At 30.4% G+C, this 16,793-nt stretch carries 10 protein-coding genes; 8 read left to right on the top strand and 2 right to left on the bottom strand.

Features of this window, described 5'->3' with window-relative positions; genetic code table 11:
- Nucleotides 1-185 precede the first annotated feature (185 nt).
- Nucleotides 186-962: a prepilin peptidase gene (locus G9F72_RS19055; protein WP_164959617.1), complete on the top strand. Its 777-nt coding sequence runs from the start codon at nt 186-188 to the stop codon at nt 960-962.
- Nucleotides 963-1,172: 210 nt separating this feature from the next.
- A complete protein-coding gene (locus G9F72_RS19050) occupies nt 1,173-1,811 on the top strand; it encodes a hypothetical protein (protein WP_164959618.1) in 639 nt (212 codons plus the stop codon).
- A gap of 461 nt (nt 1,812-2,272) precedes the next feature.
- Here the strand turns inward: G9F72_RS19050 and G9F72_RS19045 are convergent, their stop codons facing one another.
- Nucleotides 2,273-3,502 carry a 6-phosphofructokinase gene (locus G9F72_RS19045; RefSeq protein WP_164959619.1) on the bottom strand — a complete coding sequence of 410 codons (1,230 nt, stop codon included), beginning with the start codon at nt 3,500-3,502 and terminating at the stop codon, nt 2,273-2,275.
- A 393-nt stretch (nt 3,503-3,895) separates the two neighbouring features.
- On the opposite strand from G9F72_RS19045, the gene G9F72_RS19040 reads away from it, so the two are divergent.
- The 3 genes from G9F72_RS19040 (at nt 3,896) to G9F72_RS19030 (ending at nt 8,528) form a co-directional block, all read left to right on the top strand.
- Nucleotides 3,896-6,220: a VIT and vWA domain-containing protein gene (locus tag G9F72_RS19040; protein WP_164959620.1), complete on the top strand. Its 2,325-nt coding sequence runs from the start codon at nt 3,896-3,898 to the stop codon at nt 6,218-6,220.
- A 202-nt stretch (nt 6,221-6,422) separates the two neighbouring features.
- Nucleotides 6,423-7,169: a SprT-like domain-containing protein gene (locus tag G9F72_RS19035; RefSeq protein ID WP_164959621.1), complete on the top strand. Its 747-nt coding sequence runs from the start codon at nt 6,423-6,425 to the stop codon at nt 7,167-7,169.
- 765 nt (nt 7,170-7,934) lie between these two features.
- On the top strand, nt 7,935-8,528 hold the full coding sequence (locus tag G9F72_RS19030) for a GerMN domain-containing protein (protein WP_164959622.1): 594 nt from the start codon (nt 7,935-7,937) through the stop codon (nt 8,526-8,528).
- Between the two features lie 605 nt (nt 8,529-9,133).
- On the opposite strand, the gene ltaE is transcribed toward G9F72_RS19030, so the two are convergent.
- Nucleotides 9,134-10,171, bottom strand: coding sequence for a low-specificity L-threonine aldolase (ltaE, locus tag G9F72_RS19025; RefSeq protein ID WP_164959623.1), 1,038 nt, complete (start codon nt 10,169-10,171; stop codon nt 9,134-9,136).
- 204 nt (nt 10,172-10,375) lie between these two features.
- Between ltaE and G9F72_RS19020 the strand changes: the two genes are divergently transcribed.
- From G9F72_RS19020 to G9F72_RS19010, 3 genes are all read left to right on the top strand, one after another.
- Nucleotides 10,376-11,722 carry an exonuclease SbcCD subunit D gene (locus tag G9F72_RS19020; protein ID WP_164959624.1) on the top strand — a complete coding sequence of 449 codons (1,347 nt, stop codon included), beginning with the start codon at nt 10,376-10,378 and terminating at the stop codon, nt 11,720-11,722.
- Between the two features lie 11 nt (nt 11,723-11,733).
- A complete protein-coding gene (locus G9F72_RS19015; protein WP_164959625.1) occupies nt 11,734-14,658 on the top strand; it encodes an AAA family ATPase in 2,925 nt (974 codons plus the stop codon).
- Nucleotides 14,659-14,782: 124 nt separating this feature from the next.
- Nucleotides 14,783-16,780: a DNA topoisomerase gene (locus tag G9F72_RS19010; protein WP_164959729.1), complete on the top strand. Its 1,998-nt coding sequence runs from the start codon at nt 14,783-14,785 to the stop codon at nt 16,778-16,780.
- Nucleotides 16,781-16,793: the final 13 nt, after the last annotated feature.

Below are 16,793 nucleotides of genomic sequence, written 5' to 3'. Positions count from 1 at the left end.
TAAACCACAGTAACATAACTATTTACATGTAAAAATATAACGATTTATGCAAAATAATGTTGTGTTGTCCATAATAAAGTTATAAAATAATAAGGACGAGTTTCGCGGATATGCAGTATGTCATTAATATTTATCTACAAAATTCATGTGAAATTATATTTAATAATACTAAACGAGGTGATCCAATGGAAAGTATTATTTCAATAACTATTTTTATACTAGGACTATTAATAGGAAGCTTTTTAAATGTATGTATATACAGAATTCCAAGAGGAGAAAGTATAGCATACCCACCTTCTCACTGTACTTCCTGTGGTAATAATATTAAGTCTTATGATCTTATACCAGTGATTAGCTGGATTTTTTTAAGTGGTAAATGCAGGAGCTGTGGGGAGAAGATATCTATTCGATATGCTCTAGTAGAACTCGCAACTGCTATACTTTTTTTATTGACTTACTTTCGATATGGAGTAAGCATTTTTCTCTTAAGGTATCTAATACTTATACCTTTTTTATTAGTTATAGCTATGATAGATTATGATACTATGGAAGTGTATACTACTACCACCTGGCTCGCAATAGCTATGGGTGCTGTTTTACTAGGGGTAAATTTTTACATGCGGGAACAAGTAGCTACTTATGTTTATGGTGCTTTATTAGGTGCAGGTATCATAATTATTATAATTTTATTATCCAAGCTTATTCTAGGAACAGAGGGTATGGGCTGGGGTGATGCAGAAATTTGTGGACTTTGTGGTCTGTTTTTAGGTTTTAAATTAACACTAATTATGATCTTCTTTTCTTTTATAATTGGTGGAGTGATTGGTGTTTATTTATTGAGGTTTAAGAAGAAAAATGGGAGATCTGAAATGCCTTTTGGTCCCTCTATAATAATGGCTGCTTTTTTGAGTATATTGTGGGGGGATAAAATTTTAAACTGGTACTTAGGCACCTTGAATTAAATTAAGTTTGAACATGGTTATGTTAGTGATCCATGAAATTTAACGAAATAGCTGCAGGTAGCACTCTAAATCTAAGGACTTTAACGGAAACTAGAGGATAACTTGAATAGTTTCAATAATTCTTCAACTATCTAGAATGGCTCTATTTGGCTATTTACAAGAATCGGTGTATAATGAGACATAACTGAATGGTTATGAAGGGTTGATAATATGCAAAATATATTGCAGAACATGAATAGTAAATGGAAGGAAAAAACCATGAAAGCGAAAAAAAGTGATTATCTTCAAAAAATTTACGAGAAAAATACTAGTACAGGAAATTATGTTATACAGGTAGCTTTAGACAAGTATAATGATATTTTTAATGATTGGGATCATGCTCCTTTTAAAAAAAGAGACATGGATCCGGATTTAGCAAATTTTCTTGAAAACTGTTTTGAAGAGATTCCCGCTAAACATGGAGTAGATATATGTTTCTACTTACCCAAAGAGGGAAAAGACGTAAATCGAGAAGAATTGTTAATTGCAGGTATTAAAACCTACTACTCCTTTTATTTACATCAGGAGATTAAAGTTTTAAATAATAATTATAAAAAACTATTTAAATATTTACTCACATCACTTAGTCTTCTAGCAGTGTCTGTTTTCTTAAGTACTACTGTAGGGGGTAATATAATTTTAGGAACGGTACAACAAGGATTTAATATAGGTGGCTGGGTATTTTTGTGGGAAGTTATATCCATGGTAGTTTTTAGAGGCAGAGAAGTTAGTTCTGAAATTAATAAATATCAAAGATTTTTGAATTCTTTAATTTATTTTAAATATGGTAATGAAAATCCATTATTCTAGTATATTGAATTTTAAAAAAGCTCTATGAAAATTTTTCGTAGGACTTTTTTTTATTTTAAAAAATCCTAGATTGAATCTATTAAGCATAAAATATATTAATTTTATATTCAATATATCCACAAAAGCTGATATTTAAATAAAATATATAGGATTTGCATTAAAATAAAAAGTCGGAAAAATTAAAAAAATGAATTAATCCAAAAAAAATACATCATTTTTGTGAAAAATTACATATGCAAATGATTACATTTGTGATATTATAAATTTAGACAATTTAGTAAATAGTTATATAATGCAGTGTAAATATTTAATAATTTGTTTTTACTAAAATTCCTTAACTCGGTAGCGTGGATATACATCTATGCTATCATTTTTTTATTGTAGGCATCTTTAAACAGCGAAGGTAAATACTTCTTATATGAAAAAAATAAAACCACCTGAAAGTACCAGGTGGTTTTGCTTTAAAATTTAAATGGGTCTTCTAAAAACGTGTATTTTGGAAGGCCATTTTCTATAGAAATTTTTGGCTCACCCATTATTAATGGTAATGTGTACTCATAAGCTTCACGAGTTACATTATTACCTTCCTCATTAATCCATTCTAGAGGGAAGTATTTAATGTTATTAGCAACCTTTTCAGTTTCAAGTACAAAAGGAACAGATGTATATGGTGAGTTTGAAAGCCTTTTTATACCTATCATGTTTCCGCTTATTCCGTCAATAGAATAAGTAACAGCAGCGGTGCCTACTTCATAGGCTTCGTCAATATCTGTTTGTGATGCACAGTGCATTGAACAGCGTTGAATTGTTGAAAGTTCTAAAACTCTAACTTTTTCAGCCGTATTAGTTGTTAAAATTAAATCCTTAAGGTAAGCACAAACACCACCCAGTTGAGCATGACCAAATTTATCAAGGCCAGTTTCGTATGTTTCGCCTATAAATTTACCTTCTTTAGTTCGGATGCCCTCAGAGACTACTACGAAAACATGATCTTTCTCGGTAAGTTTTCTACTTACATCCTTTAAAAAATTCTCTGAACTAAAGGCAACTTCTGGTAGATATATGAAATCTGCAGCAGGTTTACCGTTAATAGTTGCAATACAAGCACTAGCTGCCAGCCAACCAGTATCTCGTCCCATAGTTTCAAGTATGAAGACTCCTTTTGCAGGATATACACTGGCATCTAGGAAGTTTTCTAGAACTGAGGTAGCAATTAGTTTAGCAGCACTTCCAAAGCCAGGGGTATGATCCATAATAGGTAGGTCGTTATCTATAGTTTTAGGAATTCCAATAAATTTTACATCCTTATTATGCTGCTTTGCGTAAATACTGAATTTATGTACTGTATCTTGTGAATCATTACCTCCAATATAAAAGAAGGTTTTAATTTCATATTTTTCTAATATTTTAAAAAGTTTTAAGTACTCTTCAGGGTTTTGTTCGTAGGATTTTAACTTATATCTGCAAGAACCAAGGCCAGAGGAGGGAGTATATTTTAATCCTTTAACCTCATCATAGGGTATGTTAGATAGGTTTACGATGTGGTTGTTTAAAATACCTTGTATTCCGTTTATGCCAGCATAAACGTTATCATAATAATGAGAGTTAATATTCTCATCTAGCACTCCCATAGCACTAGCATTTATTACAGAAGTCGGACCTCCTGATTGCGCTACTATACAATTTTTCATTTTAGAATTTCCCCTTTCCATAGGAATTAAATTGTGATTATTATTAATAGAATCTACTAATTGATTATAAGGTATAAATTTAAGTTACTCAAGATGGAATTTAATATTAAATACTTATTCCAAAAATAATAAGCATAATTACCCATTACATATAATGTTGAAGTTGTGCATAAAATATTAGCGACATAATAAAATACACATTATGTATTAGGTATTATTTAAGAAAAGTGATACAATAATGCTCATAATATAATTAAAATAGTAAAAATATGGAATAAATTTAAAATTATTTTAAGAAATACAAAGACTAATTTTATTATTAATGATAAAATATATGTATAATATTTTAAAGATTCGGTTAAATCTTTGCGATATAAAATCAGGAGGGGTACAATGGTAAATTATAATACAAACTATGGAGAAGAATTGAAGAATAACATAATTCTAAAAGAAGTTAATATAAGAGGAAATTTGTGTGGTGAATTCGCTGAGTATACTATTGACCATGTATATGAAAATAAAGGAACAAATGATGTAGAGGCAATTTACACTTTCCCGATTCCAGAGCGAGCAGTTATATCAGGTTTTGAAGCAGTGCTTGGTGGTAGGACTATAAAGGGGTTAATACAAGATAAAGATGAAGCAAATAAAATATATGAAAATTTTAAACAAAAGGATAATAACACCTTTCTGATGGAAGAATTTAGTGATAATATATTTAGAATAGTTATTGGTAAGATAATTCCTAATGAAGTTGTAAAGATTAAAATATCATATATAGAAGAACTTAGCTACGAAAATAGAAACTTAAAATTAGTTATACCAACAATAATAGCTCCAATAAATCTTTCCAAAGATAATACCTTAGAGTCTAATTTAAAGGGTAGCGTCCATAAAGATAATAACTATAAATTCACTTTAAGGCTACTTGTTGAGTCTTTAACAAAATTAGAATTTAAGTGTTCTTCTCATAAAATAAAAGTGGAATATGAAGAAAATAATTTATATAAAGTAACTTTAGATGGAAACAAGCAAAGAATGGATAAGGATTTAGAAATTGTACTTGAAGAACTAGAAAAGTTAGAAACTACAGGAATGATATATGATTATCCAAGGGATGATAAAGGGATTTTATATTTAAGATTCATACCTGATATCGAAATTGAGCAAAAATCATCAGGCTCAAACTATATATTCCTTCTAGATATATCGCAGTCAATGGGTGGCAATAAATTAATAGAAGGTAAAAATGCACTTCAATTATGCTTAAGAAATTTAACATTAGGAGATACCTTTAATATTTGTGCTTTTGGGGATAAACTTCATTTTTTCTCTAAAGAGACAAAGGTTGATTTTAATGAAGAAAATTTAAGCAATGCCAGCAAATGGATTGAAGAACTTAAAGCAGAAAAAAATGCAGTGATTTTTGATGCAATAAAGTTTGCACTATTAGGAAAAAGTGAAATAGAGGAAAATGTAATATTCTTATTTACAGATGATTTGGTTGAAAATGAAAAAGAAATATTGAACTTTGTGGAAGAAAACATCAAAGAAAGTAGAATATTTCCTTTTGGAATAGATACTTCAGTAAATAGCTATTTCATAAATAAATTGGCTCGTATTTCTTATGGTGCCGCAGAAGTTATTTACCCAGGGGAAAGAATTGAAGATGTGGTACTTAAACAATTCAATAGAATTAAAAATCCTCAGGTTACTGATATTGAAATTGATTGGGGCAAAATGAAGGTGGAAACTACATTCCCAAGAACTATTAAATATATGTATGATAAAGAACCGTTTTCGATTTTTGCTAAAGTTAACGGAGAAGTGGGCGGGGTTGTTACCTTAAAAGGAAAAGTTGGTAAGAATAGAATACAAAGAATAATTATGCTAAATGATCTTGAACTTGAAGAAAATGTTAATTTAATTGAAAAAATATGGTATAAAAAACGTATAGAATCCCTTCAACATAGAGTAAAATATGAACGTGGGGAACTTCAAGAGGCAATGAACAATAAAATTGTTGAAATTTCTAAAAAAGTCGGGATAATTTGCAAAGAAACTTCCTTTATTCTTTATGAAGAAATGGAAGACCCAATACTAGGTATAAGAATAAGAGAAATTCTACCTGTTAAAACTACAAAAAAATTAGAACTTTCCTATGAAAGTTTTGATGGAGAATCTGAATCAACAGCATTTTATTATAAAGATTTATCAATACTAAAAGAAGATTACGATAAATACGCTGATTATCAAAGAAATGAGTTATTAAAAGTATTGGCTTCTAATCAATTTGCTAGTGGAGCCTTTGGCATTAATGTTGAGCATAGCGTAGAAAACAATATTAAATACACTACACAAGCAATGTTAGCCTTTGTACTAGGTAACGAAAACATTAAAATGTATACTAATCAATTAAATAAATCACTAGAGTTTTTAAATAGATCGTTAAAAAATACTAATTTAGATTTAAATAAGGAAGACTATGTAAATTTATTATTAGTTTTCAAATTGTCTATCAAAAAAGATATAGTACTATCTTTTTATAAAGATAATATTGACAAGGAAATTAATAAAATCGAAGTTAAATTCCAATTGCAGAATACAGATGTATTTAAAATTCAGAGCGAATTTATCAAAAGGTTAAGGGAAAATCCTATTGAACCTAAAGATACACTTCATTATATAATCCATACTGCAATTTTAAAAACCATTTAAATAGTACTTGAATTTTTGAAGATTACTAAAAATCCCACAGTTTATATATGTGGGATTTTTGTCCGTGTATTTATAAAAGGCAGATAGTTATTATTTTAGAATTATGATATATTATATTTAGAAATTATTAGTTAAAATAAAGTGTGTTAAAAAATAAGTATTAATTATTTTTTAAGCTCTTAAGAATAAGGAAGTAAGGACAATGACAGGACAAAATATAAAGGATTTAAAATACAGTGCACAGGAAATAATTGAAAAGAGGGATACTGTAAGAAATAAATTTATGTCTGAATCTGAAAATGTGAATACAGGAAATATACAATGCATGTCAAATCAGGACATAAAAATTTTATTCCATTTGTATGATGAAGTATTTTTTAATTATTATTTTAGAGACAATTTCAAGGAAAGTATAACTTTTTCTTTATCTACTAGAATGACCACCGCTGCAGGAAAAACCATATATAGTAGGAAAATAAAACTATTACAGGAAACCGAAAAAACTTATGAAATAAGGATGGGCATAAAATTCTTTTTTCAATATTATAAGGTAGATAGGGACAAGATAGTATCCGGTATAAATACAGCGGATTCCTTAGAGGCATTTCAAGTAGTTTTTGAACATGAGTTATGCCATTTAATAGAGTTTCATCTTTATAGTGAATCTAGTTGTAAAAAGCGCAGGTTTAAAACTATGGTTAATAATATATTTGCTCATACAGATGTATATCATCAATTACCAAGTCAAAAGGAGATAATTTCGTTGGATTACGGTTTTAAGATAGGACAAAAGGTGAGCTTCACTCGGGAGAATAAAAAATATAATGGCTTCATTTATAAGATAAATAAAAGAGCAACAATTATGGTGAAGGATAATAAGGGTACTTATAAAGATGGGGAAGGAACCACATATTCTAAATGGTATGTAAGTTTTGGGCAATTAGCGTGAAGTAAAAAAGTTACTTTATAGAAATATTATTTGGTTGAATTTGTTATTAAAAATGTTAAGGGCAGGTTTAGCTAAAACCTGCCCTATCCTAGGATATATTGAAAGCTCAGAACAATCTACACTACAACATATACACATCCCTACACACCTAAGGATAATCTTTCGACTATATATAAGCATTACACAACATGCATACATCTTTGCTCGATTAAAAGATGTACCTTGGAGAACATAGATAATCTTCCGACTATATACAATCCCTAACTCTTATCATCATAGTTAATTAATAAAGTATAACGCAAACATAATGTTATACACTACAACTGGAGCCTGCGGCACACAATCTAGTCTTAGCTCGACCATTAAACATCTATTAAGATCCTATATACACAGTTATGCAAACATACAACCTTTTCAAGACAAGTAATGATCTTCCCGCTGGCATACATTAAGCCATAACGACCTAGTGTACACCTTTGGCCGAATATTAAAAAGCTATTTATAACCTCGTAATACTCTTCGCTCAACCGATCTAAACCTACACATTAGATATTGTTACCCAATGTGTTTTTATTATGCAAAAAAAGTAAAATAATTCTATTAATATGATAGCTTATTATGAGCAGAAAAGGTAATTTTAATAAAAATTTCCACATATGGCTAAAATCTATGATATAATTTATTTATAATTGCTAATAAGCTTAAATATTCATCTTTAGCATTTATTAATTATTAATATAATATTTTATTAGGAAGGTGACAAAAATGAAGAAAATTCTTTCAGTAATATTATGTAGTGTATTAATGTTTACATTGGTTGCTTGTGGAAAATCTGAGGCGAAAAAAGAGGATACTTCAAAAAGTATAGTTAAAGAGGAACCAGTAACAGCTAAAGTAGAAACTAAAGTGGAACCAAAAACTGAAGAAATAAAAAGTAGTGAAGTGGTGCTGTATTTTAGTGATGATCAAGCTATGAACTTAGTGGGAGTAAAACGAAATTTACAAAATGCTACAGCAAAGTCTATTGTAGGGGAATTAGTAAAAGGACCTAATGCACAAAGCGAAGGCGAAGGAAAATTAATTGCAACATTGCCTGTGGATTTAGAAATAATAGATGTGCAAGTTAAGGAAAATATAGCTTATGTTGATTTTAAAAGTAGTGCAACGCAAAAAATATCTGCTGGCTCTACAGGCGAGGGAATGGCTTTGTTTTCGATCATAAATACCTTAGTGTTAGATAAGGAATTAGGGATAAAAAAGGTTCAATTCCTTGTTGAAGGAAAAAATGTAGAGAGTATCAAAGGTCATTTTGATGTTAGTAAACCTATGAGTGAAAATATAGAAATGATAAAGAAATAATATTAAAAGACTATTACCTTATAAATTTTTACATAGAAGCGTCAAAATAAGTAACAAGTCAAATATGCTAGCATACTGACTTGTTTTTTATTTCGAGATCTAAAATAAAAAAAGCAAGTTATTATAAAATAACTTGCCTTTTAACCCAAGGGATTTTTTGACAACTCAAAGCAATCTACGCTACAACCTATACACATACCTACATACCCCCAGGAGCATTACGGCACATGTACACATCTTTACTCGACCATATAGAACACCTTGGGAGCTACAATAATCTCTCGAATAAGAATAACCCCTAGTTATATACTAATAAAACCTGCGGCGACCTATATCATCTTAGCTCGACTATTACCCATCCGGGAGAACCGTATAAGTACGATTGGCACATATACAGCTGTTAAGAACATATAATAATCTTCCCTCCGGCATATAAAAAACCTTAGTAGATATCGTATACACCTTTGGCCGAATACTCTAAAACTATTTCCAGTCTAGGAGCACTCTTGGCTCAACCACTTTGAATCATCTATTAACATTATTGTATGCTTTTTTAAATTTATTATACTATAAGTCATCAAAAAAGCATTGGAAAAAACTGTGAATTATTTACCCGCAAGAATATCTTTCATAGAGGTTATAATAAATTCAATATCTTCTTTAGAAACCCAATTGTGTGTAACAAAGCGCATTAATCCATCTTCTGCTCCATTAATTTTTATTCCAATGTTATAAAATTTTTCGACTAATTTATCACTACTAAATCCAGTAGCACTCATATCAAAAAACACCATATTAATATGTGTATCTTCTTTATTTACTGATATACCAGGGATTTTTGATAATTCTTCTCCCAGTAATATAGCATTTTCATGATCTATTTTAAGCAGCGGAATCATCTCTTTCAATGCTACAAGTCCCGCAGCAGCTAAGATACCAACTTGTCTGAGACCTCCACCTAAAACTTTTCTTTTCTTTCTTGCTTTGGCAATAAAATTTTTATCTCCAGCAAGTATAGAACCTATAGGTGCACAAAGAGCTTTGGATAGGCAAAACATTACAGTGTCACAATATTTAGTAATTTCTTTTGCATCTACATCTAGGTATGCAGCAGCGTTAAAAAGTCTTGCGCCATCTAAATGAACTGGAACGGCCTGCTCTTTTGCTAAATTATAAATCTTTTCCATTGTACTAAGTGGTATTACTCTACCACAAGAATGAGCATTTTCTATGCATATAAGACCTGTACTAGGATAATGAATATCCTCATCTTCTTTTCTAATTCTAGCTTGGATTTGTTTAGGGTCTAGTTCTCCCTTATTACTGATTAGAGTCCTAAGTTGAACTCCAGCAATTATTGATGAACCAGCAACTTCATGTATCACTATGTGGCAATCATCACCAAGAATAACCTCATTACCGCGAGTACAATGGGTAAATAGTGCTAGCTGATTTCCAAAAGTACCACTTGGCACAAATAGTGCAGCTTCTTTTCCAACAAGTTTAGCAGCATATTCTTCTAGGGCAATTACAGTTGGATCATCACTATAAACATCATCTCCAACCTCAGCTGTAAACATAGCTTGCCTCATATTTTGTGTAGGCTGCGTTACTGTATCGCTTCTTAAATCTATAAATTTCATATACATATCCCCCTTGTGGCTTTAGTACATAACAATCTCAATTGTTATGCCACCTATAAATTACTATAAATACTATTATAACTTAAAACTTTTTCAAATTATAGCAAATTATATAATTTCAATCTAGTTGAGTAAGATATACATTTGGTTTTTATGGTAAAATATCTATATTAACATCTAAAAGAAATAGGCGGTGGAAAATTAATGAGTGGAACATTTCGGTTTATTCATGCTGCAGACTTGCATTTAGGATCTTTTCTTAATATAAATGGGAACCCCCCAGAAGAAATACAAGCCCTCTGTAAAGATGCTGTATACAACGGCTTTGAAAGGTTATGCAATATTGCCATTCTGCATAAGGTGGATTTCATATTGATTTGTGGAGACGTATATGACAGTTGTTTAAGGTCTGTGCGAGGGAATAGATTTTTTATTAATCAATGCTTACGGTTAAGTGAAATAAATATAGGTGTATATGTTATTTACGGTAATCATGATGCTGCAAATGAGAAGCAAGAATTGTTTGATATGCCCCTAAATGTTCATATTTTAAGTTCAGATAGTGTAGAAATTTATGAAGTATGTAAAGAAGATGAAATTATAGCAAAAATTATTGGAAAATCCTATAAACTTCGATCCGAAAGAGACAAAATTTATGAAAACTATATATTGGATAATGATAGTTTTAATATTGCAATGCTACATACGGCATTGGAGGGGGATAATAAAAATTATGTCCCTTGCACCTTAGAGGAACTTAAGATGGTACCTAATATAGATTATTGGGCACTGGGACATATTCATAAAACCGATATTTTAACAAATACAAAGCCTATTATAGCTTTTCCAGGAATTCCTCAAGGACGAGATATGGGAGAGCAGGGACAAGGCGGAGTTTTCAACGTTGAGGTATGCAAGAAAGAAATTGTTCATATGGAATTCTTGCCTGTAGCAACAATCATATATAAAAGAGTAGAAATAGCAATTAGTGAAGACAACAGGATAGAGAATTTTAGTGATTTAACTGGATTTATTTTAGAGAAAACAAGGGAGGTAACAGATGGCCATTGTAAAATTTCTAGTGAATTTGTTCACCTCAAAGAAGTAATAAATGACGAATTTAAAGGACATATCCTACAATTGGTAATAAAGGGAAGAACGGAGCTGCAGGATAAAATAACTCATATGAAGGAAGAGGATTATAAACAGTTTATAGAAGATATAAATGAAGAGCTTTCTCCAGAAAAATATTTTCTGTGGGTGGATTCCATAATATTTAGAACCGCACCACTTATGCAAGATTTTGAAAGTCTCAAAATGCAAAACTCTATTTTTTCAGATTTAGATGAAGTAATTAGATTATATAGGGAAGAGGGAGAGCAGAGAGTGGAACTTGTTAAAAACTGGGGTTCCATTTGGAAAAAACAAATTTATACGGAAAATATAGATGAAGATAAATTTGATTTTGATGAGGAAATTATTGAGGATATAATATTGCAAGCGAGGGAACTAGTTATAGAAAAATTAGTAGAGGCTTTAGAAATAATGTAGGGGGTGAGAATTTGAAAATAACACAGCTAGACATTAGGGATTTTGGAGTGTTTCAAGGTGAGGCGCTGGAAGACATAGGTGAAGGTATAATAGTTATTGGCGGAGCAAATAGGTCCGGGAAAACTAGCTTAATGCAGATAATTAGAAATATACCCTATGGATTTTCTCAAAATAGCAATTTACCTCCGCCTAAATTTCAATATGATGTGCGATGCGATTTACAATCAGAGGAGGGCAATGAAGTAAATATATTGTTAAAAGGATTTAGTAATCCGGAGATAGTTTATAAAAATGCTATAGAGGCTAAGGATAATAAAAGGTTATATAATATTGATAAGTCAACCTACAGAGAGTTATTCACTATAAGTCTTGATGAACTTAATAAGAGTTCAGATAAGGAAGATAGTAATCTTCAATCTATGCTACTAGGTGCGGGATTTAAGCACATTATAAAAATACCGGGAGTTGCCAAGGAACTAAGGGAAAAAGCAAATGTGATTGGTGGAACTCGTGGAAATCCTTCTACTAAAATGTTTAAGCCCTTCGTAGAAAATATTAAAAAAAGCGTAGAAGGAAGACGAAAATCCATGGGACTTCTAGATACTTATGTGCAAAAGAAAAATATATTTTCAAAGCTTCAGGATACTATAAATTCAAAGGAAAAAGAGCTCCTAAATATTAATAACAATATAATAAAATTAGAGATGTTAAAACATAATTATGAGCTTAATGAAAATAAAAAAAATCTGGAAGTAGAGCTTCGTAATTATTTTTTTAATCCAGAGGATATAAGAGAATATAATATAGAAAAAGCCAAGGCTCTAAAAACCCAATTTACTAAAGAATTAGAACAGTATAATAATGACAAGGATGAATTTCAAAGTCAAACATCCAAGGATAAGAACATTAAAGAGTTGCTTCTTGAAAAGAAGGTAGAGATTACTTGCTTTTATAATGGGCTATCTGGCATTAAAGAAATGATAAAAAATTTACTTATTATTAAAAAGGAATATTATGAAAAGACACAAGCACTTAAGAACAAAATTAAAAAAGCTAACGATAACTGGTCAAGTTTGAATACTGTGGAACAAATTAATTGTGATGAGGTGCAACAAGATGTTTTAACAGATAATATAGAAAAATATAGAAAAATAGAAGCCGAAATAGTAGTTTGTAATAAAAAAATTGAAGAGTGTAAAATTGAAAGAGAAATTTTAGAAAAACAAATAAAACCATTTGATAACTTAGTTTATACTAAAAAGTATTTCTATTTTACACTAATCACTATAATTTTAGGACTTGTATTGTTTTTTATAGATAAATTACTGGGATCTTCAATAATATTAATTGGAGGCATAGGCGCGGCATTATATTTGTTTATGAATTACTCAAATAGCAAGCTATTGCTAAATAGAAATTTGGAAACTAAAGCTAGCATAAATAACTTGGAGATAGTTTTTAGTAAAGCCACTGGGGAACTAAAAAATTTAGATTTAAATTCAATAGAAATGAACAACATCATGGATGAGTACAGAGATATATTAAAGCTTGATGCCAGAGTAACAGTTGAGGGCATTAAAGATTATTTTAAAATTGCAGCTTTTTTAAAGGATGAAATATTCGAATATAATTTATTAAAGAAAAAACTGGACAATGAATTTAATGCTACTAGTGAATATTTAAATGATATTAATAAGGTGCTTAATAAATTTACTGAATATAACATGAAAAATTCAGAACAAATAAGTACAAGTGGATTAGCTATAGATAATATCTCTAATATTTGCAATGATATATTACTAAAGGTAGAGGTTTTATATAAGCAATTAATGCTATGTGAAAAAACTGAAAAGAGCTTTTCAAAATTAAATCTAGTGCAGAGGGAAATAGAAGAATTTTTGGCTAGGGATAATTCAGATGTAAATATTCCTCTGGTAAACAATTCACAGGAAAATCAGTGTGAAAATATAATTTTATCCTTAGAAAAATATATAAGTGTGGGTGAAAAGTATATAAAATATGTAAACCATCAGAATGAATTAAAAATTATTAATGAAAAGTTATTGCAAGCTGTAAAAAGTCAGCGTATAAGAGGATTAATAAGTTATGAAAGAAAAGAATTTGTACAAGAAAATTATGAAAATGAAAATATAAAAATAAAAGATGAAAATGAAAAGCTATTAGAAATCTTGGGTGAATTATACAAGCAGTATGGGAGTACTTCTGAACTGAACTTTGATTATGATGTTTTAAATACTGAAAATAGTGAATTGATAAGACAATTAGAAGATTTAAGGAATGAAAAACAGACAACAAAAGATGAGATTCAAGCATTGAATTCTGATGACAAGTTATTACAATATGAGCAAAACATTATAGAAGCAAGAAGTCAGTTAAGGCCACTTGCAGAAAGATATGCGGTTTATAATACAGCAGCGCTATTCTTAGAAAAAATAAGAGAAAGATTTTTAGAAAATACAAAGGAAAAGCTCTTAAGCGGTGCTAGTGATATTCTGTGTGAAATAACCTCAGGAGAATACAAAGATATTATGCCTATGGAGGATATAATGCAGGGGGACTTTAAAACAGTACTACGAGATGAGAGTATTGTAGCTAGCTCAAAAGAATTAAGTAGGGGGACAAAAGAACAATTATTTTTAGCAGTCCGTATAAGCAGAATAAAAGAAATTCAGCCAAGTTTACCAGTTATTCTTGACGATTCCTTTGTTAATTTTGATATAGCACACACTAAAAATACAGTTATGGCCTTAGAGAAACTTGCAAAGACACATCAGATTTTTGTGCTTACTTGTCATGCAACCTTAGTAGAATTAATAAAGTCCCAGTGTGCAAAGGCACAATACTTTAAATTAGATAAGGGTAAATTCACAAAAAGTACTGGGGGAGATTTACAAGAATATTTAAGAACACTATAAGGTACATTAAATTATCCTTTGAATTAGGTGTACGAATAATGGTATAATTAATTTTTATAGGATTATCAATGACATTTAGGACAGATATTATTAATGTAATTTAACGGAAAGTGAAGTGGTACGTATCAGTAAGGCATTATTTATTACAGAAAAACCAAGTGTTGCTGCAGAGTTTGCTAAAGCCTTAAAAATAAATGGAAGAAAATCGGATGGATATATAGAGTCTGATAAAGCTGTTGTTACATGGTGTGTGGGACATCTAGTTACAATGAGCTATCCAGAAAAATATGATGTGAAATTGAAAAAATGGTCTTTAGATACCTTGCCATTTTTACCTAAAGCATATAAATATGAAGTTATAGAGGGCGTTAAAAAACAATTTAATATAGTTAAGAGTCAACTACTACGCGCGGATATTGATAGAATTTATGTTTGTACAGACTCTGGACGCGAGGGTGAGTACATTTATAGATTAGTGGATGAGTTGGCTGGGAATCCTAATAAACAAAAACGAAGAGTTTGGATAGATTCACAAACGGAAGAGGAAATAATTCGCGGTGTTAAAGAAGCAAAGGATTTAAAAGAGTATGATAGTTTATCTGAAGCCGCTTATTTAAGAGCAAAAGAGGATTATCTAATGGGAATTAATTTTTCAAGGCTTCTAAGTTTAGTCTATGGGAAAACTGTAAGCGGTTATCTTGGGAAAAACTATATAGTTATTGCAGTGGGACGAGTAATGTCTTGTGTGCTTGGAATGGTGGTTCAAAGAGAGAGAGAAGTTAGAGAGTTTATTGTTACTCCTTTTTATAAGATCATCGGTAGCTTTAAGGTAGATGAAGAATCTATTTATGATGGAGAATGGAAAGCGGTAGAGGGCTCTGAGTATTTTGACTCACCACTTCTTTATAATGAGGGTGGATTTAAAAAACAAGAAACAGCAGAAAAATTAATAGGAGAGCTTCGTGATGCTAGTATAGATGGCAAAGCTGTGGTTGAGAATGTTACAAAGAAGAAAGAAAATAAGAATGCTCCACTACTCTTTAATTTAGCAGAAATACAAAATGAGTGCTCTAAAAAATTCAAAATAAATCCAGAACAGACACTGAGTCATATTCAAGCCATGTATGAAAAGAAAATGCTAACATATCCAAGAACCGATGCTAGAGTACTATCAACAGCTGTGGCAAAAGAAATAAATAAGAATATACAAAAGCTAACAAATTTTAAGGGCGATGAAGAAATAAAAAATATAGCTGGAAATATTCTAGAAAAAAAATGGTACAATAATTTAGCTAAAACAAAATATGTTGATGATAGTAAAATCACAGATCATTATGCTATCATTCCAACAGGGGAAGGTCTTCAAAGTTATATGTCTTTAAAGGATATAGAAAAGAAAATCTATAATTTAGTGCTACGACGTTTCCTTGCAATATTTTATCCCCCAGCTGTTTATAGCAAGGTTTCTGTTATAACCAAGATTGACAAGGAAAGATTTTTCACAACAGACAAGGTATGCGTTGAAATGGGCTATTTGGAGGTTTTAAAACCTGAAAATGATAGCAATGATAGCGAAAGTAAAAATATGAAATTTTTAAGTACCTTAAAAAAAGGTCAAAGCGTTAATCTAGAGGACTTAATTGTAAAAGAGGGAAAAACTTCTCCTCCTAAAAGATTTACTACCGGTTCAATAATTATAGCCATGGAAAATGCAGGTAAACTTATTGAAGATGAAGAACTAAGAGAGCATATAAAAGGTTCTGGTATTGGTACAAGTGCTACTCGTTCAGGAATTTTAACAAAACTTGAAAAAATAGAATACATTAAATCTAATAATAAAACCCAGGTAGTTATGCCAACGCTCCTTGGGGAAATCATTTTTGATGTGGTAAAAAATTCTATTCCTACATTGCTAAATCCAGAATTAACAGCTAGTTGGGAAAAAGGGTTAACAATGGTTACCCAAAATGAAATTGCTGGTAATTTGTACATGGATAAGCTTGAAAATTATATTATTAAAAATACGGATAGAGTACTGAAACTAAACAATGGCTTAAGACTTAAAAATAATTTTGATGCCGTAAGTACATTTTATAAAAATCCTCAAACAGGAGTGGAATAGTTTCTATCATTAA

It is taken from the genome of Clostridium estertheticum (assembly GCF_011065935.2).
In the GTDB taxonomy this organism is placed as follows: Bacteria; Bacillota; Clostridia; order Clostridiales; family Clostridiaceae; genus Clostridium_AD; species Clostridium_AD estertheticum_A.
Note: the sequence above shows the minus strand (reverse complement) of the source record. Positions and strands in the feature narration are given on the sequence as shown.

What these genes read in the sequence shown, in the direction of transcription:
- G9F72_RS19055 (WP_164959617.1), top strand. Translation starts at nt 186, where the DNA reads ATGGAAAGTATTATTTCAATAACTATTTTTATACTAGGACTATTAATA.
- G9F72_RS19050 (WP_164959618.1), top strand. Translation starts at nt 1,173, where the DNA reads ATGCAAAATATATTGCAGAACATGAATAGTAAATGGAAGGAAAAAACC.
- G9F72_RS19045 (WP_164959619.1), bottom strand. Translation starts at nt 3,502, where the DNA reads ATGAAAAATTGTATAGTAGCGCAATCAGGAGGTCCGACTTCTGTAATA.
- G9F72_RS19040 (WP_164959620.1), top strand. Translation starts at nt 3,896, where the DNA reads ATGGTAAATTATAATACAAACTATGGAGAAGAATTGAAGAATAACATA.
- G9F72_RS19035 (WP_164959621.1), top strand. Translation starts at nt 6,423, where the DNA reads ATGACAGGACAAAATATAAAGGATTTAAAATACAGTGCACAGGAAATA.
- G9F72_RS19030 (WP_164959622.1), top strand. Translation starts at nt 7,935, where the DNA reads ATGAAGAAAATTCTTTCAGTAATATTATGTAGTGTATTAATGTTTACA.
- ltaE (WP_164959623.1), bottom strand. Translation starts at nt 10,171, where the DNA reads ATGAAATTTATAGATTTAAGAAGCGATACAGTAACGCAGCCTACACAA.
- G9F72_RS19020 (WP_164959624.1), top strand. Translation starts at nt 10,376, where the DNA reads ATGAGTGGAACATTTCGGTTTATTCATGCTGCAGACTTGCATTTAGGA.